General features: G+C 66.3%; 25 protein-coding genes. 16 read left to right on the top strand and 9 right to left on the bottom strand.

All coding sequences use genetic code 11. The features are described 5' to 3' along the window. Positions 1–5: 5 nt before the first annotated feature. Genes PX653_RS22115 through PX653_RS22090 form a run of 6 tightly spaced genes read left to right on the top strand, consistent with a single transcriptional unit; the run spans position 6 to position 4,382 of the window. Positions 6–1,145 carry a T6SS immunity protein Tli4 family protein gene (locus PX653_RS22115; RefSeq protein ID WP_277414852.1) on the top strand — a complete coding sequence of 380 codons (1,140 nt, stop codon included), beginning with the start codon at positions 6–8 and terminating at the stop codon, positions 1,143–1,145. A gap of 35 nt (positions 1,146–1,180) precedes the next feature. Next, positions 1,181–1,435, top strand: a complete 255-nt coding sequence (locus PX653_RS22110) for a PAAR domain-containing protein (RefSeq protein WP_277414851.1) — start codon at positions 1,181–1,183, stop codon at positions 1,433–1,435. A gap of 56 nt (positions 1,436–1,491) precedes the next feature. Further along, positions 1,492–2,625: a T6SS immunity protein Tli4 family protein gene (locus tag PX653_RS22105; RefSeq protein ID WP_277414850.1), complete on the top strand. Its 1,134-nt coding sequence runs from the start codon at positions 1,492–1,494 to the stop codon at positions 2,623–2,625. Positions 2,626–2,661: 36 nt separating this feature from the next. Continuing rightward, positions 2,662–2,916, top strand: coding sequence for a PAAR domain-containing protein (locus tag PX653_RS22100; protein ID WP_277414849.1), 255 nt, complete (start codon positions 2,662–2,664; stop codon positions 2,914–2,916). A 57-nt stretch (positions 2,917–2,973) separates the two neighbouring features. After that, a complete protein-coding gene (locus PX653_RS22095; RefSeq protein ID WP_277414848.1) occupies positions 2,974–4,107 on the top strand; it encodes a T6SS immunity protein Tli4 family protein in 1,134 nt (377 codons plus the stop codon). Between the two features lie 35 nt (positions 4,108–4,142). Next, positions 4,143–4,382 (top strand): PAAR domain-containing protein, encoded by a 240-nt coding sequence (locus PX653_RS22090; RefSeq protein ID WP_307730808.1) that lies wholly within the window; start codon positions 4,143–4,145, stop codon positions 4,380–4,382. A 196-nt stretch (positions 4,383–4,578) separates the two neighbouring features. Here the strand turns inward: PX653_RS22090 and PX653_RS22085 are convergent, their stop codons facing one another. From PX653_RS22085 to PX653_RS22045, 9 genes are all read right to left on the bottom strand, one after another. Then, on the bottom strand, positions 4,579–5,193 hold the full coding sequence (locus tag PX653_RS22085) for a M15 family metallopeptidase (protein ID WP_277414847.1): 615 nt from the start codon (positions 5,191–5,193) through the stop codon (positions 4,579–4,581). Continuing rightward, a complete protein-coding gene (locus tag PX653_RS22080) occupies positions 5,190–6,092 on the bottom strand; it encodes a LysR family transcriptional regulator (RefSeq protein ID WP_277414846.1) in 903 nt (300 codons plus the stop codon). Before PX653_RS22080 ends, PX653_RS22085 begins: the two co-directional genes overlap by 4 nt. A 13-nt stretch (positions 6,093–6,105) precedes the next feature. Then, on the bottom strand, positions 6,106–6,972 hold the full coding sequence (locus tag PX653_RS22075; RefSeq protein WP_277414845.1) for an N-acetylmuramoyl-L-alanine amidase: 867 nt from the start codon (positions 6,970–6,972) through the stop codon (positions 6,106–6,108). An 8-nt stretch (positions 6,973–6,980) separates the two neighbouring features. Next, the gene (locus tag PX653_RS22070) at positions 6,981–7,895 is read right to left on the bottom strand and encodes an N-acetylglucosamine kinase (protein WP_277414844.1); all 915 of its coding nucleotides are present in this window, start codon (positions 7,893–7,895) and stop codon (positions 6,981–6,983) included. A 57-nt stretch (positions 7,896–7,952) separates the two neighbouring features. Further along, a complete protein-coding gene (locus tag PX653_RS22065) occupies positions 7,953–9,590 on the bottom strand; it encodes a glycoside hydrolase family 10-like protein (protein ID WP_277414843.1) in 1,638 nt (545 codons plus the stop codon). Positions 9,591–9,662: 72 nt separating this feature from the next. Next, a complete protein-coding gene (locus tag PX653_RS22060; RefSeq protein ID WP_277414842.1) occupies positions 9,663–10,961 on the bottom strand; it encodes an MFS transporter in 1,299 nt (432 codons plus the stop codon). 53 nt (positions 10,962–11,014) lie between these two features. Next, on the bottom strand, positions 11,015–11,896 hold the full coding sequence (locus PX653_RS22055) for an N-acetylmuramic acid 6-phosphate etherase (RefSeq protein WP_277414841.1): 882 nt from the start codon (positions 11,894–11,896) through the stop codon (positions 11,015–11,017). Between the two features lie 100 nt (positions 11,897–11,996). Beyond that, the gene (locus PX653_RS22050; RefSeq protein ID WP_277418638.1) at positions 11,997–12,677 is read right to left on the bottom strand and encodes a GntR family transcriptional regulator; all 681 of its coding nucleotides are present in this window, start codon (positions 12,675–12,677) and stop codon (positions 11,997–11,999) included. 130 nt (positions 12,678–12,807) lie between these two features. Next, the gene (locus tag PX653_RS22045) at positions 12,808–13,095 is read right to left on the bottom strand and encodes a hypothetical protein (protein WP_277414840.1); all 288 of its coding nucleotides are present in this window, start codon (positions 13,093–13,095) and stop codon (positions 12,808–12,810) included. Between the two features lie 150 nt (positions 13,096–13,245). Here PX653_RS22045 and PX653_RS22040 point away from each other — a divergent pair, with 150 nt between their 5' ends. The 10 genes from PX653_RS22040 (at position 13,246) to PX653_RS21985 (ending at position 24,941) form a co-directional block, all read left to right on the top strand. Continuing rightward, positions 13,246–14,511 carry a D-amino acid dehydrogenase gene (locus PX653_RS22040; RefSeq protein WP_277414839.1) on the top strand — a complete coding sequence of 422 codons (1,266 nt, stop codon included), beginning with the start codon at positions 13,246–13,248 and terminating at the stop codon, positions 14,509–14,511. A 57-nt stretch (positions 14,512–14,568) separates the two neighbouring features. Further along, entirely contained in the window at positions 14,569–15,066 is a 498-nt protein-coding gene (locus PX653_RS22035; RefSeq protein ID WP_371876367.1) for a YchJ family protein, read from the top strand. Between the two features lie 25 nt (positions 15,067–15,091). Continuing rightward, the gene (locus PX653_RS22030; RefSeq protein WP_277414838.1) at positions 15,092–16,714 is read left to right on the top strand and encodes a carboxyl transferase domain-containing protein; all 1,623 of its coding nucleotides are present in this window, start codon (positions 15,092–15,094) and stop codon (positions 16,712–16,714) included. Positions 16,715–16,723: 9 nt separating this feature from the next. Next, on the top strand, positions 16,724–17,509 hold the full coding sequence (locus tag PX653_RS22025) for an enoyl-CoA hydratase/isomerase family protein (RefSeq protein WP_277414837.1): 786 nt from the start codon (positions 16,724–16,726) through the stop codon (positions 17,507–17,509). Between the two features lie 79 nt (positions 17,510–17,588). Further along, the gene (gene bioA, locus PX653_RS22020) at positions 17,589–18,848 is read left to right on the top strand and encodes an adenosylmethionine--8-amino-7-oxononanoate transaminase (protein ID WP_371876366.1); all 1,260 of its coding nucleotides are present in this window, start codon (positions 17,589–17,591) and stop codon (positions 18,846–18,848) included. Position 18,849: 1 nt separating this feature from the next. Then, positions 18,850–20,034, top strand: a complete 1,185-nt coding sequence (gene bioF, locus PX653_RS22015; protein ID WP_277414835.1) for an 8-amino-7-oxononanoate synthase — start codon at positions 18,850–18,852, stop codon at positions 20,032–20,034. 1 nt (position 20,035) lies between these two features. Further along, positions 20,036–20,857, top strand: coding sequence for a dethiobiotin synthase (bioD, locus tag PX653_RS22010; protein WP_277414834.1), 822 nt, complete (start codon positions 20,036–20,038; stop codon positions 20,855–20,857). Between the two features lie 22 nt (positions 20,858–20,879). Further along, a complete protein-coding gene (gene bioB / locus PX653_RS22005; protein WP_277414833.1) occupies positions 20,880–21,920 on the top strand; it encodes a biotin synthase BioB in 1,041 nt (346 codons plus the stop codon). Between the two features lie 47 nt (positions 21,921–21,967). Next, on the top strand, positions 21,968–23,998 hold the full coding sequence (locus PX653_RS28390) for an acetyl/propionyl/methylcrotonyl-CoA carboxylase subunit alpha (protein ID WP_371876365.1): 2,031 nt from the start codon (positions 21,968–21,970) through the stop codon (positions 23,996–23,998). A gap of 10 nt (positions 23,999–24,008) precedes the next feature. Then, positions 24,009–24,941 carry a 2-hydroxyacid dehydrogenase gene (locus PX653_RS21985; protein WP_277414832.1) on the top strand — a complete coding sequence of 311 codons (933 nt, stop codon included), beginning with the start codon at positions 24,009–24,011 and terminating at the stop codon, positions 24,939–24,941. Position 24,942: the final 1 nt, after the last annotated feature.

Raw genomic sequence — 24,942 nt, 5'->3', positions numbered from 1 at the left:
GACTCATGATCAGTCATTTTCGTACCGCCGCTCGAATTGCCGCCGCCGTGATGTTTGTCGTGTCGAGCGGAGCGTGCGACAGCCGCTCATCCACATTTAATTCTCAACCAGGAAGTATCCCCTTGAGCCCGAAATTACAAAAACTTTTCGCTAAGACGAAGCCAGTGTGCTTCGGCCGCTATTTACTCCAAGTTCCGGTAGAGGCCGAACTTATCTGGGGGCCTGCGTCAGTCCCATCACAAATCGTCGACGTTAAGGGGGATTTCGACGACCTAAAGTCGATGGTGGCCAAAGACATTGCGCGGCTCGAGAGTGCCCGTGAGAACTTCGAGCTCGTCTTTAACGGGCCGGGTCCGGTCCCGTCTAGCTGGCAGATTCGCTATTACGAAGACCACGTCGCGAAGAAGCTAGATTCGCTGATGTTTGTCACGTATGTCAATAAGGATGGCAGGGTGTTCATCTTACGCGGAGCTGCGGAGAAAAAGGGCGAGGTGTCAGTTGTGGCGAATGAAGAGGCAGTCAGGGCTGCAAGCATACGCCCTCGCAATCCGGAAGAGGTTCCGACTGAGCCAGGCTTCTGTCTGGACCATGCTTTCATCGCGGAGAGCACCTATCGTAGCCAGGAAATGATTAACGTGGGAATATTCATGCCCAGCTTGCCGGACGTGACATTCTCGATAAGCTCGAACAAGGACGCCTACGCCGACTATCCGAAGGACGAGTTCGAGAGAAAGAAAAAGGAGGAGCTCTCCCTGTTAGCGCGAATCCGCGCCGCTCAAAAGGAGCAAGGGATGGCCTATCCGCAACGAACAGTTCTCCGAGAAGGCAAGCGTTCGGTGATGCATTGGGACGGCGAGGAATCACTGATTAAACGCCCCGACGGTGTCCACGACTTCGAATGGGGCTATATCGGCAAGCCACTTGATGTGGCATACCCGTCCGAAGTCATCGTGAACATGTACTCTAAGGTCGAGCATGATCAGGTCGGCGCCGCCAAGGTGGTATCGGTCAGCGACGACGAGGCGCTAGCGGTCTGGGACAAGTTGCTAGCTGGACTGCAGTTCCGCGTGAAGGTGCCTGGTGCGCCACCGGGCTCGTATCCGGCAACGCCCGCACCAGAGGCTGGTGGCGCCGCGTCACAGTGAAAAGGTCGCCTTAACGGCGCCGGCGAGGGTAGACGATGAAGCACATGGGACGAAGCGTGATACGCATTGACGACAAAACCGATCACGGCGGCAAGGTCGTGGGGGCTAGCTCCACCACGATCGTCATGGGCAGGGCGGCCGCTTTGGAAGGCGATGCGGTGGAATGTCCACAGTGCAATGGGACGTTTGCAATTCGGCCAGCAGGCGACGGTCCTCGGCACCAAGGAAGGCCGTACGCATTTGACGGTGACGTCACCGAATGCGGGGCTCGCCTGATCTCGTCCTTGTAGGGCGGCCGAGACTAGACCTCATACGATCACGAATTCATAAAATTTGGTTGAGTAACATGTCCTGTCACCTTCTGGGCGCTGCGCGAATCATCATCGTCACGATGTTGGTTGTGTCGAGCCACGGGTGTGGCAAATCCACATCCCATTCCCAACCAGGAAGCATCGGTTTTAGCCCGAAACTACAAAAAATATTCTCCAAGTCAAAGGTGGTGTGCTTCGGCCGCTACACTCTGAGTGTTCCGGCCGAAGCCAAACTGATCTGGGGAGGAGCCTCCTTCCCATCGGAAATAGTCCAAGTGAAGGGTAATTTCGACGACGTGAAAGCGATGGCAGCATCGGACCTCGCCCGACTCGAGAGCGCCGATAAGACCTTTGAACTCGTCCTTAACGGCGCCGGTCCGGTCCCGTCCAGCTGGCAGATTCGCTTTTACGAAGACGACTCGGCCAAACAGTTCCATCTGCTAACCTTTATCACCTATGTCAACAAGGACGACTGGGTGTTTGTCTTGCGGGGTTCGACCGGGTTCACGGTTGACGAAAAAGCCGTTGCGGCGCAACAGGCTGCCAGGGCAGCTGGGGTACGGCCGCGTGCGACCGATGAAGTACCGACTGAACCAGGCGCGTGCTTGGAGCAGGCTTTCCTCGCAGATAGCACCTATCGCGACCAGGAAATGATCAATGTAGGACTTTTCCTGCCCAGCCTGCCGGACGTGACGTTCTCGATTAGTTCAAACAAGGATGCCTACGGCGATTATCCGAAGGACGAATTCGAGAGAATGAAAAAGGAAGAGCTGTCCTTGCTGGCGCGGATCGACGCTGCCCAAAAAGAGCAAGGCATTGGCTATCCGCGCCGGACGGTCCTCCGAGAAGGCAAGCGTGCAGTCATGCATTGGGACGGCGAGGAATCACTGATCCGACGCCCCGACGGGGTCCACGATTTCGAATGGGGCTATATCGGCAAGCCTGGTGATGTGGCTTACCCGTCCGAACTCAGCGTGAACATGTACTCGAAAGTCGAGCATAACCAGGTAGGTGCGGCAAAGGCAGCATCGGTCAGCGACGAGGAGGCGCTAGCGCTTTGGGATAAGTTGCTGGGAGGCTTCCAGTTCAGGGTAAAGGTGCCCGGTGCACTACCCGGGTCCTATCCGGCTGCGGCCGCACCAGACGTAGGTGGCGGCGCGGCACAGTGAAAAAGGTCGCCTTAATGGCGCCGGGGAGGGTAGACGATGAAGCACATGGGAAGAAGCGTGATACGCATTGACGACAAAACCGATCACGGCGGCAAGGTCGTTGGGGCTAGTTCCACCACGATCGTCATGGGCAGGGCGGCCGCTTTGGAAGGCGACGCAGCGGAATGTCCACAGTGCAACGGGACGTTTGCAATTCGGCCAGCAGGCGACGGTCCTCGGCACCAAGGCAAGCCGTACGCATTTGAGGGTGACGTCACCGAATGCGGAGCTCGCCTGATCTCGTCCTTGTAGGGCGGCCGACACCAGACTTTCTACGGTCACGAAATTTATAAAACTCGGTTGAGTAACATGTCCTGTCACCTGCGCGGCGCTGCGCGAATCATCATCGTCACGATGTTGGTTGTGTCGAGCCACGGGTGTGGCAAATCCACATCCCATTCCCAACCAGCGAGCGTCCCCTCAAGCCCGAGAATACAAAAGATATTCTCTAACTCAAAGGTGATGTGCTTCGGCCGTTACGTTCTGCGCGTTCCGGCCGAAGCCGAGCTCATCTGGGGTAGTGCATCGGTTCCATCTGAAATCGTTGACGTTAAGGGGAATTTCGACGACCTAAAGTCGATGGTGGCGAAAGACATTGCGCGACTCGAGAGTGCCCGTAAGACCTTTGAGCTCGTCTTCAACGGACCGGGTCCAGTCCCGTCTAGCTGGCAGATTCGCTATTACGAAGACCACATCGCGAAGAAGCTAGATCTGATGATGTTTATCACGTATGTCAACAAGGATGGCAGGGTGTTCATCTTACGCGGCGCTGCGGAGGAAAAGGGCGAGGTGTCAGTTGTGGCGAATCAAGAGGCAGTCCGGGCCGCAAGTATACGCCCTCGCAATCCGGAAGAGGTTCCGAGTGAGCCAGGCTTCTGTCTGGACCATGCTTTCATCGCGGAGAGCACCTATCGTAGCCAGGAAATGGTTAACGTGGGAATATTCATGCCCAGCTTGCCGGACGTGACATTCTCGATAAGCTCGAACAAGGACGCCTACGCCGACTATCCGAAGGACGAGTTCGAGAGAAAGAAAAAGGAGGAGCTCTCCCTGTTAGCGCGAATCCGCGCCGCTCAAAAGGAGCAAGGGATGGCCTATCCGCAACGAACAGTTCTCCGAGAAGGCAAGCGTTCGGTGATGCATTGGGACGGCGAGGAATCACTGATTAAACGCCCCGACGGTGTCCACGACTTCGAATGGGGCTATATAGGCAAGCCACTTGATGTGGCTTACCCGTCCGAAATCATCGTGAACATGTACTCTAAGGTCGAGCATGATCAGGTCGGCGCCGCGAAGGTGGTATCGGTCAGCGACGACGAGGCGCTAGCGGTCTGGGACAAGTTGCTAGCTGGACTGCAGTTCCGCGTGAAGGTGCCTGGTGCGCCACCGGGCTCGTATCCGGCAACGCCCGCACCAGAGGCTGGTGGCGCCGTGTCACAGTGAAAAGGTCGCCTTAATGGCGCCGGGGAGGGTAGACGATGAAGCACATGGGAAGAAGCGTGATACGCATTGACGACAAAACCGATCACGGCGGTAAGGTCGTGGGGGCTAGTTCCGGCACGATTGTCATGGGCAGGTCGGCCGCTCTGGACGGCGACACCACCGAGTGCCCCCGCTGCAAAGGAACGTTTGCGATTCGGCCTGCCGGCGACGGTCCCCGACACGAGGGGAAGCCGTACGCATTCGAGGGGACACCACTGAGTGCGGGGCTCGCTTGATCGCGTCCTTTTAGAGGCGGGCCACCGTGCCGGCGCCGATGATGGCGGTCCGGCTCAGCCGGCCAGGATACGATCGCTCGCCGGCTTTTCGCCGTGCTGGCCCACTCAGCCATCGCGGGAAGTTGTTATCCACAATGGACCACGTCGGTGCTTGCGTTGCGGTAGGCCAGCCATTGGCCAGGGAGAACGTTGTTGTTCACAACACCCGAATGAACCCCGCCCGCACGGCCACGCGATCGCCACAATCGAAATGCCACCACTCGCTGTTGATGCCGACAAAGCCGGCGCCGAACATGGCGTCGCGCAGCAGTTGGCGGTTGGTGACCTGCTGCGCCGTCAGGGCGCCGCGCGCCAGCATCTCGGCTTCCAGCGCCGGGTGCGAACGCTCGCTCAGGTCGTCGAATCCCGTGCCCATGTCCAGCTCGCGCCCCGCGCTATCGAGGATCGTCACGTCCACCGCCATGCCGTACGAGTGAATCGAGCCGCGGATCGGGTCGGCCAGGTACATACGCAGGTCCGTTCCCGCCAGCGCATCCCACAGCTGTTCCTGCACGCGATGCGGGCGCAAGGCGTCCAGGATCAGCAGCGTGTGGTCGGGCCGCACGCCAGCCAGCCAGGCGACGACACGTTCGATGGCAGCCGCCGCGTCGCGGTGCAGCCAGGCGCAATCGAGCGGCGAGTACAGGTCGCGACCGACGAAGTTGGCGGGACTGGCGTAGCGCAGGTCGACGGCGATGCCGCCGATCGTGGACAGGTGGCGGAATTCGGGACAACCCGGCACCTGCTCGCTCGCCAGCGTGCGCGTGGTCATGGCGGCGTGTCCAGGCAGGCCAGCGCCGCGGCGGCAATGGCGTCCGCCAGTTGCCGCGCTCCGTGCGACAGGGGCGCATGGCCGGCGGTCAGCAGGTACAGGTGGATCGGGATGGCCGGCGCCAGGGGCCGGCGCTGCACCAGGTGCGGCTGCGCCGAGGCGGCCGTGAAAGGATCGACGACGGCCATGCCGCCGCCCGCCTCCACCAGCAAGCGGGCAATCTGGTACGTCTGCACCACCGTGCGAAAGACGGGGTGCACGTCCTGCGCCTCGCACGCGGCCAGCACCAGTTCGCCCAGCGGGTCGTTGTCGGCATGGCCCACCAGTTCCCCTTGCAGGCCGGCGGGGGACAGCGGCGTGGCCGCCTCCCCGGCCGCCCACGTGCCGGCCGGCGCGATGACGGTCATGACACCTTGCGCCAGCGGCTCGGCCACGATGCCGGGATGGCGTGGGTCCTGCAGCGACAATGCCAGGTCGGCCTCGCCCAGGCGCAGCATGTGGACGATCTCGCTGGTGTGGTGCGTGGCAAGCTCGCAGCGGGTGGCGGGAAAATCGCGGCGCCAGCGGCTCATGGCCGGCGGCAGCACGCTGCCCGCGATCGTCGGCGTGCATACGAGCCTGATCGTCTCCACTGCCCGCGTCTTCAGGCCCGCGGCCAGGCGGCGCACGCCTTGCAGGTCGCGGTGCAGCTTTTCCGTTTCAACGAACAGGCGGTGCGCTTCCGGTGTCGGATACAGCTTGCCGCGTACCCGCTCGAACAGCGGCATCCCCAGCTGCAGCTCGCAATGCTGCAGCACCTTGGTCACGGCCGGCTGCGAGATGTGCAGGACCTGGGCCGCGCCGCTGATGGTGCCGACCTGCATGATCGCGTGGAACACCTCGATATGGCGCAGCCGCATGTCCGGCTCCCCGTTATTGCGCGGTGGCGGTGGCCGCCGTCGGCGCGGCCGGTAATGCCGGCTGCGCGATCTTTGGCTTGGGTGCCGTCAGCACGTCCAGGATCGCGGCGCTTTCCGCGTCCGGCACGCCGTCGTAGTTGGCTTGCCGGTATTTGGTCTGGAACGCCACCAGCACATTGTGCGTGGCCTGGTCGAACACGCCCGTCTGCGGCACCGCGTAGCCGTGCTGCGCCAGGCGCTTCTGGAACCACACCGCATCCGGCACGTTGTTCTCGTACTTGGCGCGCATCGCCGCGACCTGGGCCGCTTCCGGCCATGCGACCAGGCCGGCGTCCGCCAGCTGCTTCCACGGGAACAGCGGGCCCGGGTCCTGCTTGCGCTGCGGCGCGATGTCGGAGTGGCCGAGGATGTTCTCCGGCGCCACCTGGTGGCGGGCGACGATGTCCTTCAACAACGGAATCAACTGGTCGATCTGCGCCTGCGGGAACGGGTAATACGTGCGCTTGCCGTCCGGCGTCTCCGTAAAGCCGGCATTGACGATCTCGATGCCGATCGAGCTGTTGTTCAGGTTCGTGTAGTTCTTCCAGCTGGACAGGCCGGCATGCCACGCCGAGTTCTTCTCGTCCACCAGGCCGTAGATCTTCGGCGCCGCGCCGTCCGTCAGCAGGTAGTGGGCCGACACCTCTTTCTCCGTCAGCAGCATGATCGAGCGCTGCACGTCCGCCACCGTGTAGTGCAGCACGACGAATCGCACGCGGCTGTTCTGGCCTTTCGACACCAGCGAGCGGTCGACCGTGGGGCCGCCCGGCGGCGGCGCCGTGGCGCAGCCGGCCAGCAGCGCCAGCACGGCAAGGGTGGAAGCAAAGGGTAGTCGTTTCATCGTTGTGTTCATGAGGTGGTGGGCCGGGCCGCCAGACGGGCCGCGGCAAAATGGGGTTGCGCAGTGCGCTGCGCCAGCGCCAGCGAGGCGGGCAAGGTCGCACGCATCGTGTCGAAAATCAGCGGATGCAGTGCGGCGGCGCGGCCGGCCAGCACGATGGGACGAGGACCGAAGCGCGCCACCAGCGCCTGCGCCAGCCGGGCCAGTTCGACGCCGGCCGCCTGCAGGATGGCGCGCGCTTCCACATCGTTGTCGGCGCTGTGCGCCACCGCCAGCGCCAACTGGCCGATCTCGCCGCGCTCGCGCCCATAGATGAACTGGCGCGAGAACGACCAGTCGCTGCCGCCGACGTGCTCGAACACGGCGCGCGCCAGCGTGGAATCCTGCCAGGCGCCCGGTGCTTCGTCCTCGCGGCGCCAGATGCGGCGCATCGCTTCGCGCGCGATCCAGAAGCCGCCGCCGCCATCGTCCAGCACGACACCGCGACCGCCGGCCCGGTGCAGCGTGCCGTGGATGTCGATGAACGCGGCAATCGAGCCCGTGCCCGCGTACACCAGGTAGCCCTCGCCCGGCGCGAAGCTGTCCAGGCAGGCGATTTCGATGTCGTTGCACAGGCCGATGGCGCCCGCGTCGACGGCCAGCAGTTGGGCCAGCCAGTCCGTCAGCACGGCGCTGTCGCCGCCGAAGCCCGTCAGGCCGGCGCAGATGCGCTTCGGCCGGCCATGCGCCTGCACCTGCGTGGCCAGGGTCGCGAAGACCGACTGCAGCCGCTCGCGCCCGGCCGGGCTGCCCATCTGCAGGGCCGACATGCCGGCCACGTGGCCGGACGCGACGATGGCGCCATCCCGCCGTGCCAGCGCCCAGCGGGTTTCGGTGCCGCCCGCGTCGATGCCCAGGCCAAGGTCGGAATCGGAACTGTCCATAATCGTCGAGTGTACGGCCAAATCGCGGCCGCTGCCGGTCATCCGGTTGTCGGCACGCTACAGCTTCGCGGTGGCGCGGGCGCTCTCGTTGCCCAGCCGGTCCACGGCCGTGACGACGACGGCGCGGGCCGGCACGCCCGCATCGTCCGCCAGCACGACTTCAGCACGGCTGGCCGCGGCGGTCGTGAAGCGCCATTCGTCGCCGTAGCGGGCCCAGATCGCGTACTGCACGGCGTTCTTGGGCGTGCTCAAGCTGATCGTCAGCCCGTTCGTGCCGCGTTTGAGTGCCAGGGACGGCGTGGCCGGCGCGCGGTCGCCCAGCCAGGGCGACGCCGGGATCAGGGCGGCACTCTGGTAGCTGTTGCGTTTCAGCTTGTCCGCCAGGCCGGCGCGGTTCTGCATCAGCGCGGCCATGCTGAAGTGCACGTGGCCGTTGACGGTGGGGCGCATGCGCGTGACGTCGATCTGCTGCACGATTTCGTCGGCGCTGAACGGCTTCGGGCTGCCATCCGCCGTCTTGCTGGTGAAGATGCCGGGCCAGACGTGGCGCGCGTGCGTGTTCTGCGCCAGCCAGTAGTCCAGCAGCACGGGGAAGGCCTGCGGCGCCTGCGCGATGGGCCAGTACAACTGCGGCGCCAGGTAGTCGAGCCAGCCCTTTTGCAGCCACGTCTCGGCGTCCGCGTACAGCTTGTCGTACTGCGAGAAGCCGGCGATGCCGGGCGGGCGTCGGTCCGGCCGGCCGATGCCGAACGGGCTGATGCCGAACTTGACCCACGCCTTCTCGCGGTGGATGCCCGTGTAGATCGCCTCGATCAGCTTGTCGACGTTCTGCCGGCGCCAGCTGGCGCGATCGAGCTTGCCGCCGCCCTGCACGTAGCGCTGCCACGACGGCTGGTCGGGGAATTCCACTTCCGGCTTCTGCCACGCCGGCACGTCCAGCGCCGCCGCCTCCGCGCCGCTGGCGCCGGGCGCCTCGATCGGGTACGGATAAAAGTAGTCGTCGATGTGGACGCCGTCGATGTCGTAGCGGCGCACCACGTCCAGGATGACTTCCAGCGTGTGGCGCGAGGCCGCTTCCTCGCCCGGGTCCATCCACAGGTATTTGCCGTACTTCTTCACCGCTTGCGGCGTGGTGTTGGCGATGTGCTCTTTCGCCAGCGGCGAGCGGGCCGCCGAATGACGGGCGCGGTAAGGATTGAACCATGCGTGCAGCTCCAGGCCGCGCAGGTGTGCCTGGGCGACCCAGAATTGCAGCGGGTCCCACGCCGGTTGCGGTTCCTTGCCCTGCTTGCCCGTCAGGTATTCCGACCACGGCTCCAGCGGAGATGGATAGATCGCGTCGGCGCTGGGACGCACCTGCAGCACGATGGCGTTCAGGTTCAGCGCCTTGGCGCGGTCGAGGATGGCCAGCGCCTCCGCCTGCTGTTTCGCGGGCGGCAGGTTGCTGCGGCTGGGCCAGTCGATATTGGCCACCGTCGATACCCACGCCGCGCGGAATTCCCGCGGCGACGGCGGCGGCTGCTCGCCGGTGTAGTGGGGCGGCTCGTGGCTGGCGACGGGCACGCCAGCCGCGCCAGGGCCGGGCCGGGGCGACGTCGTTGTCGTCGTGGTGCACGCTGCCAGGATCGCCGCCAGGCCACCGGCGGTACCTGCGGCCAGGGTCAGCCGCTTCTTCGGATTGAAAGCCAAAACCATACCTCGTCTATCTGATCTGCGCCCGCTGGCGCAGCGCGGTATTGTAAACCGTGCCCCGGCCCGGCCCCCGCCCTATTCGCGGCCAAAGGCCGGATCGACCTTGATCAGCGCCGTCATGATGAACGCCGGGATGGTGGCCAGGCAGACCCAGATGAAGAAGTGCTGGTAGCCCAGCCACTGCTGCAGGTAGCCGCTGGCCATCTGCGGCACCATCATCCCGAGCGCCATGAAGCCGGTGCAGATGGCGTAATGGGCGGTCTTGTGCTCGCCGTCCGCCACCATGATCATGAACATCATGTAGGACGTGAAGCCCAGCCCATAGCCGAACTGCTCGATCGCCATCGCCACGGCGATGATGACGATATTGTCCGGCAGCGCCGTGGACAGGTAGACGAACACCAGGTCCGGCGCGTGGATGATCAGCGCCATCGGCCACAGGCACCGTTTCAGGCCGAAACGGGAGATCAGGAGACCACCCAGCAGGCCGCCCAGCGTCAGCGCGATCACGCCGACGGTGCCGTAGACCACGCCGACCTCCGTATTGTCCAGGCCCAGCCCGCCCTTCTCGGCCGGATCGAGCAGGAACGGCACCACCATTTTCAGCAGTTGCGATTCGCCCAGCCGGAACAGCAGCAGGAAGCCCAGGATCGTCAGGATGCCCTCCTTGCGGAAGAACGACACGAAGGTGGCGAAGAATTCCTTCGCCCCGCCGCCACTCGAGCGCACCGGACCGTCACCCGCGGCATGCGGCAGCAGGAAGAAGTGGTAGACGGCGAGGATCGCGAACACCGCGGCCAGCAGCGCGAAGATGACGGCCCAGGCGACGTGGGCATCCCCGGTCTGGCGGATCAGGAGGCCCGACAGCGCGACCAGCACGCCCTGCCCCGTGATGTTGGCCAGCCGGTAGAACGTGCTGCGCACCCCCACGAACGCGGCCTGCTGCTTCTGCGGCAGCGCCAGCATGTAGAAGCCGTCGGCCGCGATGTCGTGCGTGGCGGAGCTGAACGCCATCAGCCACAGCACCGCCAGGCTGACCTGGAAGAACGCCGGCAAGTGCGTCGTAAACGCGACCAGCGCGAAGGCGACGGCGATGGCGCCCTGCAGCGCGACCACCCAGCGCCGCTTGGTGCCGAACATGTCGACGACGGGTGCCCACAATGGCTTGATCACCCACGGCAGGTATAGCCAGGAGGTATAGAACGCGATGTCGGCGTTGGAAAAGCCCGTGTTCTTGTACATCACCAGCGCCAGCGTCATCGCTGTGAAGTAGGGAATGCCCTGGCCGAAATACAGGGTCGGGATCCAGGCCCAGGGTCTACGCGGTACGGCCTTGGGTACTGCCTGGGGTACGGCCTTGCTTTCTGCTTCCATCACATCCTTGTCTCGTTGTCGTTGCCGCGGGATGCGCGCGGCACCGGTGCGGCTTACCCGTCCACGGCCGCGCGCAAGCTGCCGCCGGCGCGCGCCAGCAGCGCTTCCGCCTGGTCGACCGGCACCTGGCGCCGCAAGGCGACGATCGCCACCTTGACATGATAGCCACACGCTTCCAGCGCGGCGCGCGCCGCGGTTTCTTCCGCGCCCGTGGCATGCATCGTCAGGCGCAGCGCCCGCGTGTACAGCTTCGCATTAGTGGGTTTCAAGTCTACCATCAAGTTCCCGTACACTTTGTGCAGGCGCACCATGATGGCGCTGGAGATGGTGTTCAGGGCGATCTTCTGCGACGTTCCCGCTTTCAGGCGCGTGCTGCCGGAGATGATCTCGGACCCGGTGTCGAGCGTGATGCCGATGTCCGCTTCGCCCGCCAGCGGCGAGCCGGCGTTGTTGGCGATCCCGATCGTCAGCGCGCCGGCCGTGCGGGCCGCATGCAGCGCTCCCAGCACGTACGGGGTGCCGCCGGAAGCGGCCAGCAGCAGCACGACGTCGTCGGGGCCCGGCCTTGCCGCCGCCATGTCGCGCCCGCCCTGGTCGTAATCGTCTTCCGCGCCCTCCACCGCGACGAACATCGCGCTTTCGCCGCCGGCCAGCAGGGCGACGGCGCGCTCGTGCGGCCAGGAGAAGGTGGGATAGAGTTCGACGCTGTCCAGCACCCCCAACCGGCCGGAGGTGCCGGCGCCGACATACAGCAGTCGTCCGCCCGCCTCGATGCGGGGCACGGCCGCCTCGACGGCGCGGGCGATGCGGGGCACGGCATTGCGCACGGCCTGCACGGCATTGAACTGGTCGTCGACAAAGGCGGCCACCAGTTCGGGCACCGGGTACTGGTCCAGCAACGGATGTTGCGGACTGGGAGTTTCGGTTTTCAGCATCGGCATCTTCATCCGTTGATACGGACTCAGTGTAATACCGGATGCAGGGCGCCTGCGTATGAAACGTACGGTGCGGGGCATTCCCGCAAGTTATGCCAGGTCAGCCGCGCCGCATTTCCGCCACAAAGTCGTAGTGATCGCTGCGGCAATAGGAGTGCGTCAGCTCCACCGCCTCGCCCGACGCGAGGTAAGCGATGCGGGTGATGAACAGCACGGCCTGGCCCTCGGGCACGTCCAGCTGGCGGGCCAGCTCGGCCGACGCGTTCATCGCGCGGATGTGCTGCAGCGCCCGCGCCGGCGCCTTGCCATTCTTCTCCAGGAACTGGTACAGCGAATCGCCGACCGATTCCGGCTGCGGCACGACGCTGTACGGCAGCACGCTCACCTCGTACGCCATCGCCACGTCGTCGGCCAGGCGCAGGCGCTCCAGCCGCGCCACCTTGCTGTGCGGCGACAAGCCAAGGCTCATCTGCTCGTCCGCGCTGGCCGTGACGATTTCCCGCTTCAGCCAGCGCGAACCGGGCTTGTAGCCGCGCTGCTGCAGCTGTTCGGAAAAGCTCGACAGGTTCGACAGCGGCTGTTCGATGCGCGGCGCGATGTAGTTACCGGAGCCGCGCCGGCGCACGACCAGGCCCTGTTCGACCAGCTGGTCGATCGCCTTGCGCGCCGTGACCCGGGACACATTCAACTGCTCGGACAGTGTCCGTTCCGAGGGCAGGGCCTGGTCGACCTGGTAGCGGCCGGCCCGCACGTCGTCGGTCAGCTTGCGCGCGATCTGCATGTACAGCGGCGAATTGTCGGTGATGTCTTGCTGGTCTTGCACGGTCGTTACCCTTCTCGTCAAGCCGGTAGTGTACCGGCGTTGGACCGACACCGTGGCAAAAGCCTTGCGCGAACGTGGCGCGGCCGGCTCAGGAACCGCGCACCAGCGTGCGCCGCAGCAGGCGATAGCCCTGGGGCGCGCTGTAGCGCAGGCGGCACACCAGCATGTCGCCGGGGGGCGTGCGCACCACCAGCGTAAGCTGCTCGCCGGCCACGCGCAGCAGCGCGCCGCCGGGTGCGGGTGGCGCCAGCGCGGTCGCCATCGTCGTCACCAGCTCGCCCGGCAGCGCGCCGGCGTGCAGCACCGCCTCGCACAGCAGGCGAGCGGGGCATGACAGGTCGATGGCAACAGGGCTTGATATTGTAAAAACATTCATTGCCAACAATGCATTCAAATCGTAAGCAAATGTCATGAAATTGTCGCGCCCAGGCGCATCACCCCTGGTTATGACCGGCGCATCAGCATTCATTGGCACGGCGCCCGGACCCGCGCGTAAGCTGTTGCTCCACTCAACCGGACGCCGACCATGCCGCAACCTTCCCATTCGTTCAACCAGCACGCCCTCGTCATCGGCGGTGGGGTGGTCGGGCTGGCGAGCGCGTGGTGGCTGCTGGAGGCAGGCTTTCGCGTCACCTTGCTGGAGCGCGCGCCCGGCGTGGGCCTGGGCGCCAGCCAACGCAACGGCGGCCAGCTCAGCTACCGCTACGTGGCGCCGCTGGCCGATGCCGGCGTCCCGCTGAAAGCCCTGCAGTGGCTGTTCCAGGCCGACGGGCCACTGCGCTTCCGGCCCGAGGCGGACTGGCGCCAGTGGCGCTGGCTGGCGGCCTTCCTGGCCAATTGCAATGGCGCCAAGAATCGCCGCACGACGGCCAAGCTCCTCCAGCTGGGAGAATTGAGCCGCCAGAAAATGGCGCAGCTGGCCGTGCACGTGCCGCTGGCGGACTTCGGCTGGCGCCAGGCCGGCAAGCTGGTGGTGTACCGTTCGCCCGCGCTGTTTGCGGCGGCCGTGGCGCGGACCGATGCGGACAACAGCCGCCGCATCGTCAGCGCGCCCGAGATCCCGGCGCTGGAGCCGGCGCTGGCCGACCTGGCACCGCAACTGGCCGGCGGCATCTTCAATGCGGGCGAGGCGGTGGCCGATTGCCATGCGTTCTGCGTGGCGCTGGCGGCGCGGCTGCGCGAGCATCCACGTTTCGAAGGCATCGTCCATGGCCGCGCCACCAGCCTGTTCGTCGAAGGGAACCGGATCGCGGGCGTGCAGACGGACGAGGGCTGGGTGCAGGCCGACCACTACGTGCTGACGGCCGGCATCCACAGCCGCGACCTGGCGGCCGGTGCCGGCATCCGGCTGCCGCTGTACCCGCTGAAAGGCTACAGCCTGACGGCGCCGATCCGCCCGGGCGACGTGGCACCCGACATCAGCGTCACCGATTTCGAGCGCAAGACGCTGTACGCGCGCATCGGCACGCACCTGCGCGTGGCCGCGATGGTGGACATGGTGGGCGACGATCCCGCGCTGGACCAGCGCCGCGTCGCCGGCCTGGCGCGGCGCGCACGCGAAGCGCTGCCGGCGGCGGCCGACTACACGCGGCTGGAAGCGTGGGCCGGGCTGCGCCCCGCCACGCCCAACAGCGCCCCGCTGCTGGGTCGCACCCGCCACCCCAACCTGTGGCTGAACGTCGGCCACGGCCCGCTGGGCTTCACGTTCGCGTGCGGCACCGCCGCCATCCTGGCCGACCTGATGCGCGGCGCCGCCCCGCCATTCGACCTCGACTTCCTCGCCTGGAAGTAATTGCAGAAAAAACGGTGACAGTCACCGATTTTCTGGCTCAGACACCCTTAAGCCGATATGGCGGATAATGTCGGCTTTCCATTGTCCGACTTGCAAATGTCCAAATCGAAGACGCCCGTCGGCTGCCCGTGCGGCGGGCCGGCGCTGGCGACCTGCTGCGGTCCCTTTCTCGACGGCTGGCGCGATCCGGCCCGGCAGCCGCCCACGGCGGAGGCGCTGATGCGTTCGCGCTATACGGCGTACACGCTGCGCAACGAGCCGTACCTGCTGGCGACGTGGCACCCGAGCACGCGGCCGACGGAGCAGATCGTCGACCCCGACGAGTCGTTGCAGTGGCTGGGACTTGAGGTAAAATCTGCTTTACGTTTACGTCAACGTAAAGTAGAACCCGCCAACCCGGACGAGGATTTCGTCGAGTTCGTCGCCCGCTTCCGTGTCGCCGGCAAAGGCCAGCGCCTGCACGAAGTGAGCCGCTTCCTGCGCGAGCCGGACCCGGCCCTGGGCGGCGCCGCGCGCTGGTTCTATGTGGACGGAGCATTTCCAGAAAAGCCATAAATACGCTAAAGGACAAGGGGACCGAATGCCGCACATCGAAAGCAAACTGAATTCGCGCAGCGAAGACTTCAAGACTAACGCGGCCGCCATGCAGGCGCTGGTCGACGACCTGCGCAGCAAGGTGGCCAAGGTCGCGCAGGGCGGCGGCGAAGCCGCCAGCGCGAAACACGTCGCCCGCGGCAAGCTGCTGCCGCGCGACCGCGTGCAGATGCTGCTCGATCCCGGCACGCCCTTCCTCGAGTTTTCCCAACTGGCCGCTTTCGAGATGTACAAGGAAGCCAGCGGCAATGACGCCGCGCCGTCGGCCGGCATCATCACCGGCGTGGGCCGCGTGGCCGGGCAGGAGTGCGTCATCGTCTGCAACGACGCCACCGTCAAGGGCGGCACCTACTACCCGATGACGGTGAAAAAGCACCTGCGCGCACAGGAGATCGCCGAGCAGAACAACCTGCCGTGCATCTACCTCGTCGACTCGGGCGGCGCCAACCTGCCGAACCAGGACGACGTGTTCCCCGACCGCGACCACTTCGGCCGCATCTTCTACAACCAGGCCAACCTGTCGGCCAAGGGCATCCCGCAGATCGCCGTGGTCATGGGTTCCTGCACCGCCGGCGGCGCCTACGTGCCGGCCATGAGCGACGAATCCATCATCGTCAAGGAGCAGGGCACGATCTTCCTGGGCGGGCCGCCGCTGGTGAAGGCGGCGACGGGTGAGGTGGTCAGCGCCGAGGACCTGGGCGGCGGCGACGTGCACACGCGCCTGTCCGGCGTCGTCGATCACCTGGCACAAAACGACCTGCACGCGCTGTCGCTGGCGCGCACCATCGTGTCGAACCTGAACCGCCAGAAGCCGCAGCAGGCACCCGTGCGCGAAACGGTCGAGCCGAAGTACGCGCCGGAAGAACTGTATGGCGTGATTCCCGTCGATACCCGTAAACCCTTCGACATCCGCGAAGTCATCGCCCGCATCGTCGACGGCAGCGAATTCGACGAGTTCAAGGCCCGCTACGGCACCACGCTGGTGTGCGGCTTTGCCCACATCTACGGCATGAAGGTCGGCATCATCGCCAACAACGGCATCCTGTTCTCGGAGTCGGCGCTGAAGGGCACGCACTTCATCGAACTGTGCTGCCAGCGCAAGATCCCGCTCGTGTTCCTGCAAAATATCACGGGCTTCATGGTGGGCCGCAAGTACGAGAACGAGGGCATCGCCCGCAACGGCGCCAAGATGGTGACGGCTGTCGCCACGGCGGCGGTACCGAAGTTTACCGTCATCATCGGCGGCAGCTTCGGCGCCGGCAACTACGGCATGTGCGGCCGCGCCTACTCGCCGCGCTTCCTGTGGATGTGGCCCAATGCCCGCATCTCCGTCATGGGCGGCGAGCAGGCCGCCTCCGTGCTGGCCACCGTCAAGCGCGACGGCATCGAAGGCAAGGGCGGCCAGTGGTCCGCGGAAGAAGAAGCAGCGTTCAAGCAGCCCATCAAGGAGCAGTACGAACACCAGGGCCACCCGTACTACGCCAGCGCGCGGCTGTGGGACGACGGCATCATCGACCCGGCCGACACCCGCATGGTGCTGGGCCTGGGCCTGTCGGCCGCACTGAACGCCCCCATTCCGGACACGAAGTTCGGTGTCTTCCGCATGTAAGGAGAAGCCATGCATTACGAAACACTGAACATCGATATCGCCGAGCGCCTGGCCACCGTCACGCTGGACCGGCCGGATGTGCGCAACGCCTTCAACGAGCAGGCCATCGCCGAACTGACGGCCGCCTTTACCGCGCTGGGCCAGGTCGAGTCGATCGGCGCGATCGTGCTGGCGGCAAGCGGCACGGCATTTTGCGCCGGCGCGGACCTGAACTGGATGAAGAAGATGGCCGGCTACTCGCATGACGAGAACCGCGCCGACGCCATGCAGCTGGCGAACATGCTGCGCACGATCTACCTGTGCCCGAAGCCCGTCGTGGCCAAGGTGCAGGGCGACTGCTATGCGGGCGGCATGGGCCTGGTCGCCGCCTGCGATATCGCGGTAGCCGCCGAGGAAGCCCACTTCTGCCTCAGCGAAGTGAAGCTGGGCCTGATCCCCGCTACCATTTCACCGTATGTCATCAAGGCGATGGGGGAGAACGCGGCGCGCCGCTACTTCCTCACCGCCGAACGTTTCAATGCCAGGGAGGCGCTGCGCATCGGCTTCGTGCACGAGGTGGCCAGCGCCGCCGCGCTGGACGGCCAGGTCGACACCATCGCGAAAGCTTTGATGTCGAACAGCCCGAACGCCGTGCGCGAAGCGAAGACGCTGGTGCGCGACATCGCCGGCCAGCACGTCACGGACGCGCTGGTAGCCGACACCGCGCAGCGCATCGCCAACATCCGCGCGTCGAACGAGGGCCGCGAAGGCGTGCGCTCGTTCCTCGAGAAGCGCAAGCCTTCCTGGCTCGCCTGATTAGGAGTTCTTGTTGTCGAATCAAAGCAGCGATTGGGTGTCCCGCAGCCTCGCCAGCGTGTGGCACCCGTGTACGCAAATGCAGCACCACGAAACCACGCCGCTGATCCCCGTCAGCCACGGCCGCGGCGCGTGGCTGTACGGCCATGACGGCCGCCGTTACCTGGACGGCATCAGTTCATGGTGGGTCAACCTGTTCGGCCACGCCAACCCGCGCATCAACGCGGCGCTGCGCGACCAGCTGGACAAGCTGGAACACGCCATGCTGGCCGGCTTCACCCACGAGCCGGTGATCGAGCTGTCCGAGCGCCTGGCCGCGCTGACGGGCCACCGCCTGGGTCACGCGTTCTATGCGTCCGACGGGGCGTCGGCCGTCGAGATCGCGCTGAAGATGAGTTTTCACTCGTGGCGCAACCGCGGCATGGGCGAAAAACAGGAATTCGTCTGCCTGCAGGGCAGCTACCACGGCGAGACCATCGGCGCGCTGGCCGTCACGGATGTGGCGCTGTTCAAGGACGCCTACGGCCCGCTGCTGCGCGCGGCGCAAACAGTGATGTCGCCGGATGCACGCCAGGCGCGCGAGGGTGAGACGGCGCAGGACGTGGCACGCCGCGCCGCGCTGGAAGTCGAGCGCCTGTTCGAGGAAAAGGCGGACAAGATCGCCGCCATCATCGTCGAGCCGCTGGTGCAGTGCGCCGCCGGCATGGCGATGCACGATCCGCTCTACCTGCAACTGGTGCGCGCGCTGTGCGACCGCTACGGCGTGCACCTGATCCTGGACGAGATCGCCGTCGGCTGCGGCCGCACCGGCACGTTCTTCGCATGCGAGCAGGCCGGCATCTGGCCGGACTTCGTCACGCTGTCGAAGGGCATCAGCGGCGGCTACCTGCCGCTCTCGCTCGTGCTCACCACCGACGATGTGTACCAGGCGTTCTACAGCGCCGACGTGACGCGCGGCTTCCTGCACTCGCACTCGTACACGGGCAACCCGCTGGCCTGCCGCGCTGCGCTGGCCACGCTCGACATTTTCGCGCAGGACGACGTGCTGGCGGCGAACCGCGCCAAGGCCGAACGCATCGCCGCCGCGCTGGCCCCATTGCGCCAGCACGCACGCGTCAACAACTTCCGGCAGCAGGGCATGATCTGGGCGTTCGACGCGACCGGCGTGAACAACACGTTCTCGCGCCGCTTCTTCGCCCACGCCACCGAGCAGGAACTGCTGCTGCGCCCCATCGGCAACACGGTCTACCTGATGCCGCCCTATATCCTGTCCGACGAGGACATCGACCTGCTCGCGGCCCGTACGCTGGCCGTGTTCGACCGAACGATCGCGAGCTGACATGAAACTGCTGAACCAACTGGAAGAGCGCCTGCACGACCTGCACGAGCAAAGCCTGATCCGGGTGCGCAAGACGGTCGAGACGCCATGCGGCCCACGCGTGAGCGTGGACGGCCGGGCCATGCTGGCCTTCTGCAGCAACGATTACCTGGGCCTGGCCGGCCACCCGGCCGTCGTCGCCGCGCTGCAGGAAGGCGCCGCGCGCTATGGCGCGGGCAGCGGCGCCTCCCACCTGATCAGCGGGCACACCAGCGCCCACGTGGCACTGGAAGAGCGGCTGGCCGCGTTCGTCGGCCCGTACCTGGTCGAGCCGCGCGCGCTGAGCTTCTGCACCGGCTACATGGCCAACCTGGCCGTCATCACGGGCCTGGCCGGTGTCGACAAGGACACGGCCATCTTCAGCGAAGCGCTGAACCATGCTTCGCTGATCGACGGCGCCCGGCTGGCGCGCACCACGGTCAAGGTCTATCCGCATGCGGACCTGGCGGCGCTGGCAGCGCTGCTGGCCGAGAGCACGGCGCTCAACAAGATCGTCGTCACCGACAGCGTGTTCTCGATGGACGGCGACCTGGCGCCGCTGCCGGCCTTACTGGCGCTGTGCGAACGGCATGACGCCTGGCTCGTCGTCGACGACGCGCACGGCTTCGGCACGCTGGGCGCGACGGGGCGGGGCGCGCTGGAGCACTTCGACCTGCGCTCGCCGAACCTCGTCTACATGGGCACGCTGGGCAAGGCGGCCGGTGTCGGCGGCGCCTTCGTGGCCGCGCACAAGACCGTGATCGAGACCCTGATCCAGCGTGCGCGTCCCTACATCTTCACGACGGCCGCGCCGCCCGCGCTGGCGCACGCGCTGCTGACGAGCCTGGACATCATCGCGGGCGACGAGGGCCGCGCCCGCCGCAGCCAGCTGCAGGCTTTGGTGGCACAATGGCGCGAGAGCCTGCAATTGCGACGCTGGCAGCCGCTGGCCTCCGACACGGCCATCCAGCCCGTCGTCATCGGCCGCAACGACGAAACCATGCGCGTGGGCGCCGCCCTGTACGAACAGGGCATGTGGGTCGGCGCGATCCGCCCGCCTACCGTCCCGGCGGGCACGTCCCGGCTGCGCGTGACGTTCTCGGCCGCGCACACGGCAGACGAGGTGGCCCAACTGGCCGCCGCCCTGAATCAACTGGAAAGGACCTGAGATGGCACTCGAAGATCCTGTGATCGCCCCCGACGCCACTGTCGTCGCCGACCTCGAGCCGGCGCTGGCCGTGGAATCCGCTCCGGTGCCGGCACCGGCAGCGGCCGGCATTCCGCCGCGTTTTGCCTGCTTCGTCACCGGCACCGATACCGAGATCGGCAAGACGCTGGTCTCGTCCGCGCTGCTGCACGCGCTGGTGCAGCGCGGCGTGCGCGCCTGCGGCATGAAGCCCGTCGCGGCCGGCGCCGTGCTGCGCGACGGCCGCCTGCACAACGACGACTGCGACCAGCTGGAAGCGGCCGGCAACGTGCACCTGCCGCAATCGATCACGACGCCGTTCCTGCTGAAGGAACCGGCCGCGCCGCACATCGCCGCCGCGCTGGAGCACGTCGCGATCGATCCCGTGCCGATCCTGGCCGCGTACCTGGAAGTGGCCGCGGCCAGCGATGCCACGGTCGTCGAAGGCGTCGGCGGCTTCCGCGTGCCGCTGACCGATACGTACGACACCGCCGACCTGGCGCAGCAGCTCGACCTGCCCGTCATCCTCGTCGTCGGCATGCGCCTGGGCTGCATCAACCACGCGTTGCTGACGGTCGAAGCCATCGCCGCGCGCGGCCTGAAGCTGGTTGGCTGGGTCGCCAACGCACTGGAACCGGAGATGGCGTTCGCCGGCGAGAATATCGCCGCGCTGGCCGCCCGCATCCCCGCGCCGCTGCTGGGCCGCGTGCCCCGGCTGCGCGAACCGTCGGCCGCCGCCTGCGCCGAGTACCTCGATTTATCGGGCCTGCCGAACTGGCCGGCCCACCGCACCAACACGCCGTAACAAACGATTAAGGAAGAACACGATGTCCCTGCATGAACCGAAAACCGTCGCCCTGCACCGCCCGACCGCGGCCATCAAGCTGCCGGAAGCGGCCACCTGGCCGCGCGAAGACGTGCTGGCACTGTTCGAGCTGCCGTTCAACGAACTGATGTTCCGGGCGCAGGAAGCCCATCGCGCCAACTTCCCGGCCGGCGACGTGGAACTGGCGACGCTGCTGTCGATCAAGACGGGTGGCTGCGAGGAAGACTGCGGCTATTGCCCGCAGGCCGCGCGCTACGACACGGGCGTGGAAGCGAAGAAGATCCTCGACACCGCCACCGTGCTGGAAGCGGCGAAGCAGGCCAAGGAGAACGGCGCCACCCGCTTCTGCATGGGCGCCGCCTGGCGCAGCCCGAAGGACCGTGACATGGACAAGGTCGAGGAAATGGTGCGCGAAGTGAAGGCGCTGGGACTGGAAACCTGCGCCACCCTGGGCATGCTGGAAGAGCAGCAGGCCGAGCGCCTGAAGGCCGCGGGCCTGGACTACTACAACCACAACCTGGACACGGCGCCGGAGTTCTACAACAACGTGATCTCCACGCGCGAATACCAGGACCGCCTGGACACGCTGGGCCACGTCCGCAACGCCGGCCTGAAGGTCTGCTGCGGCGGCATCGTGGGCATGGGCGAAACGCGCGAGCAGCGCGCCGGCCTGATCGCCCAGCTGGCCAACCTGAACCCGTACCCGGAATCGGTGCCGATCAACCACCTGGTGCAGGTGGAAGGCACGCCGCTGCACGGCATGGACCGCCTCGATCCGCTGGAATTCGTGCGCACGATCGCCGTGGCGCGCATCACGATGCCGAAGGCGCGCGTGCGCCTGTCGGCTGGCCGCCGGGAACTGGGCGAAGCCGTGCAGGCGATGTGCTTCCTGGCCGGCGCCAACTCGATCTTCTACGGCGACAAGCTGCTGACCACCGATAACCCGGAAGCCAACGACGACCGCGCCCTGCTGGAGAAACTGGGCCTGCCGACCCGCGCCGCGACGCTGGAGTCCGTACAGAAGGAAGCCTGCGGCTGCTAAGCGCCGCATCGACCCCATAAAAAGGCCCGAGAGCCAGAGGAGGAGACATGTTCAAGAAAGTCCTGATCGCCAACCGGGGCGAGATCGCCTGCCGCGTGGCCGCCACGGCCCGGCGCATGGGCATTCGCACGGTTGCCGTGTATTCGGAAGCGGATGCGAACGCCAAGCACGTCGCCGTGTGCGACGAGGCGGTGCTGCTGGGTGCCGCGCCGGCCAAGGAAAGCTACCTGTGCGGCGACAAGATCATCGCCGTCGCGCTGGCCACCGGCGCGGAGGCGATCCACCCCGGCTATGGCTTCCTGTCCGAAAACGCCGAGTTCGCGGAAGCGTGCACCGAGGCGGGCCTGGTGTTCATCGGCCCGCCGGCATCGGCCATGCGCGCGATGGGATCGAAGTCCGCCGCGAAGTCGCTGATGGAACAAGCCAACGTGCCGCTGGTCCCGGGCTACCACGGCGACGAGCAGGACCCGGACTTCCTGCAACGCCAGGCCGACCGCATCGGCTATCCCGTGCTGCTGAAGGCCTCCGCCGGCGGCGGCGGCAAGGGCATGCGCGTCATCGAGAATGCCGAGGGCTTCAAGGAAGCGCTGGCCTCGTGCAAGCGCGAAGCCATCAGCTCCTTCGGCGACGACAAGGTGCTGGCCGAGAAATACCTGCTGCGCCCGCGCCATATCGAGATCCAGGTGTTCGCGGACACCCACGGCAACTGCATCTACCTGTTCGAGCGCGACTGCTCGGTGCAGCGGCGTCACCAGAAGGTGCTGGAGGAAGCGCCCGCGCCAGGCATGACCGACGAACGCCGCGCGGCGATGGGCGATGCGGCCGTGGCGGCCGCCAAGGCCGTCGGCTATGTCGGCGCCGGCACGGTGGAATTCATCGCCAACCAGGATGGCTCGTTCTACTTCATGGAAATGAACACGCGCCTGCAGGTCGAGCACCCGGTCACGGAAATGATCACCGGGACGGACCTGGTGGAGTGGCAGCTGCGCGTGGCAGCCGGCGAGCCGCTGCCCAAGCAGCAGGACGAGCTGCGCATCCACGGCCACGCGATCGAGGCGCGCATCTATGCCGAGAATCCGGACAAGGGCTTCCTGCCGTCGATCGGCACGCTGCGCCACCTGGAGACCCCTGGCGCCGTCAATTTCGAATTGGGCGGCAACAGCCTGCAGCCCGCTGCCGTGCGCGTCGATTCCGGCGTGCGCGAAGGCGATGCGATCTCGCCCTACTACGATCCGATGATCGCCAAGCTGATCGTGTGGGGCACCGACCGCAAGCAGGCGCTGGCACGCATGGCGCAGGCGTTGGCGCAGTACCAGATCGTGGGCCTCGCGGCCAATATCGCGTTCCTCAAGCGCTTGGTGGAGTCGGAGGCGTTCGCCAACGCCGACCTGGACACAGGCCTGATCGAACGCAACAAGGACGCCCTGTTCCCGCCGGCCCGCTCGGTCCCGGTGACCGCGCTGGCGCTGGCCGCCGTCGCGCTGATCGAGCAGGAGAAAGACCGGGCGGCGACGCAATCGGGCGCCAACGGCGGCGACCCGTGGGGCCAGGCGCTGGGCTGGCGCATGAATGCGCGCTTCATCCGCACGCTGTCGTTCACGGACGAACACGGCAAGGCGTACCAGCCGTGCTTCAAGTACCTGCCGCATGGCTGGGAACTGACGATCAAGGGCATCGACGTCGATGTCAGCCTGATGGCGCGCGCCGGCGTGGAGCTGTCGATCAAGCTGGGCGACACCTCCGTGCAGGGCTGCGTGCGGCGCGACGGCGATGCGTTCCACGTGTTTGTCGGCGGTGGCCACTACACGCTGCACTACAACGACCCGCTGGCCCATGCGGGCGAAGTCGAGAGCGAAGGCGGCCGCCTGACGGCGCCGATGCCGGGCAAGGTCGTCGCGGTGCTGGCCAAAGAGGGCCAGGACGTCAAGAAGGGCGAGCCGCTCGTCATCATGGAAGCGATGAAGATGGAGCACACCATCGCCGCGCCGCACGACGGCACGGTGGACGAGGTGCTGTACGCCGTGGGCGACCAGGTGACGGACGGCGCGCCGCTGCTGGCGTTCCGCGCCGCGGCCTGAGGGAGGCGCGATGCGTATCCTCCTGTACCGGGCCGACGGCAATATGGCGCCGTGGGCCGACGACTTCGCCCGGTACCTGCCGGGCGCAACCTGCGTGGCCTGGACCGAAGGGGAGAAGCCCGCGCCATGCGACTACGCCGTCGTGTGGGCGCCCCCCGAGGCGATGCTGCGCGAGCTGGCCGAGGTCAAGGCGATCTTCCTGATGGGCGCGGGCGCCGATGCGATCCTGCGCCATGGCGACGCGATCCCGCGCCACATTCCCATCGTGCGCCTGGGCGATGCCGGCATGGGCGTACAGATGGCCGAGTACGTTGCACATGCGGTGCTGCGTTACTACCGCCGCTTCGACCAGTACGAGGACCAGGCCGCGGTGGGCGAATGGCGCCCACTGCCGCCGCACGACAAGGCCGGCTTTGCCGTCGGCGTCATGGGCGTGGGCGCGCTGGGCCAGCGCATCCTGGAATGCCTGAAACCGTTCGGCTTCCCGCTGCACGCGTGGAGCCGCAGCGCGAAGTCGCTGGACGGCGTCACGTGCTTTGCCGGCGCCGAGGGGCTGGACACCTTCCTGCAGCGCACCCGCGTCGTCGTCTGCGTGCTGCCGCTGACGGAGGACACCTCCAATATCCTCAACCGCGCCAACCTGGCCAAGTTGCCGCCGGGGTCCTACGTGATCAACGTGGCGCGCGGCGCGCACCTGTCGGAGCCGGACCTGCTGACGTTCGTCAAGAGCGGTCATATCGCCGGGGCCACCCTGGACGTGTTCCGCCACGAGCCGCTGCCGCTGCAGCACCCGTTCTGGCAGGAGCCGCGCATCACGATCACGCCGCACATCGCGGCCATGACGCTGCGCGGGGAGAGCGTGCAGCAGATGGCCGAGAAGATCGCATTGCTGGAGCAGGGCCTGCCCTGCGCCGATATCGTCAACCGGGAACTGGGGTACTGAT

Source organism: Pseudoduganella chitinolytica (assembly GCF_029028125.1).
GTDB classification, from domain to species: domain Bacteria; phylum Pseudomonadota; class Gammaproteobacteria; order Burkholderiales; family Burkholderiaceae_D; genus Rugamonas; species Rugamonas chitinolytica.
The sequence above is the reverse complement of the archived record's forward strand: the minus strand, read 5'-3'. Positions and strand labels throughout refer to the sequence as shown.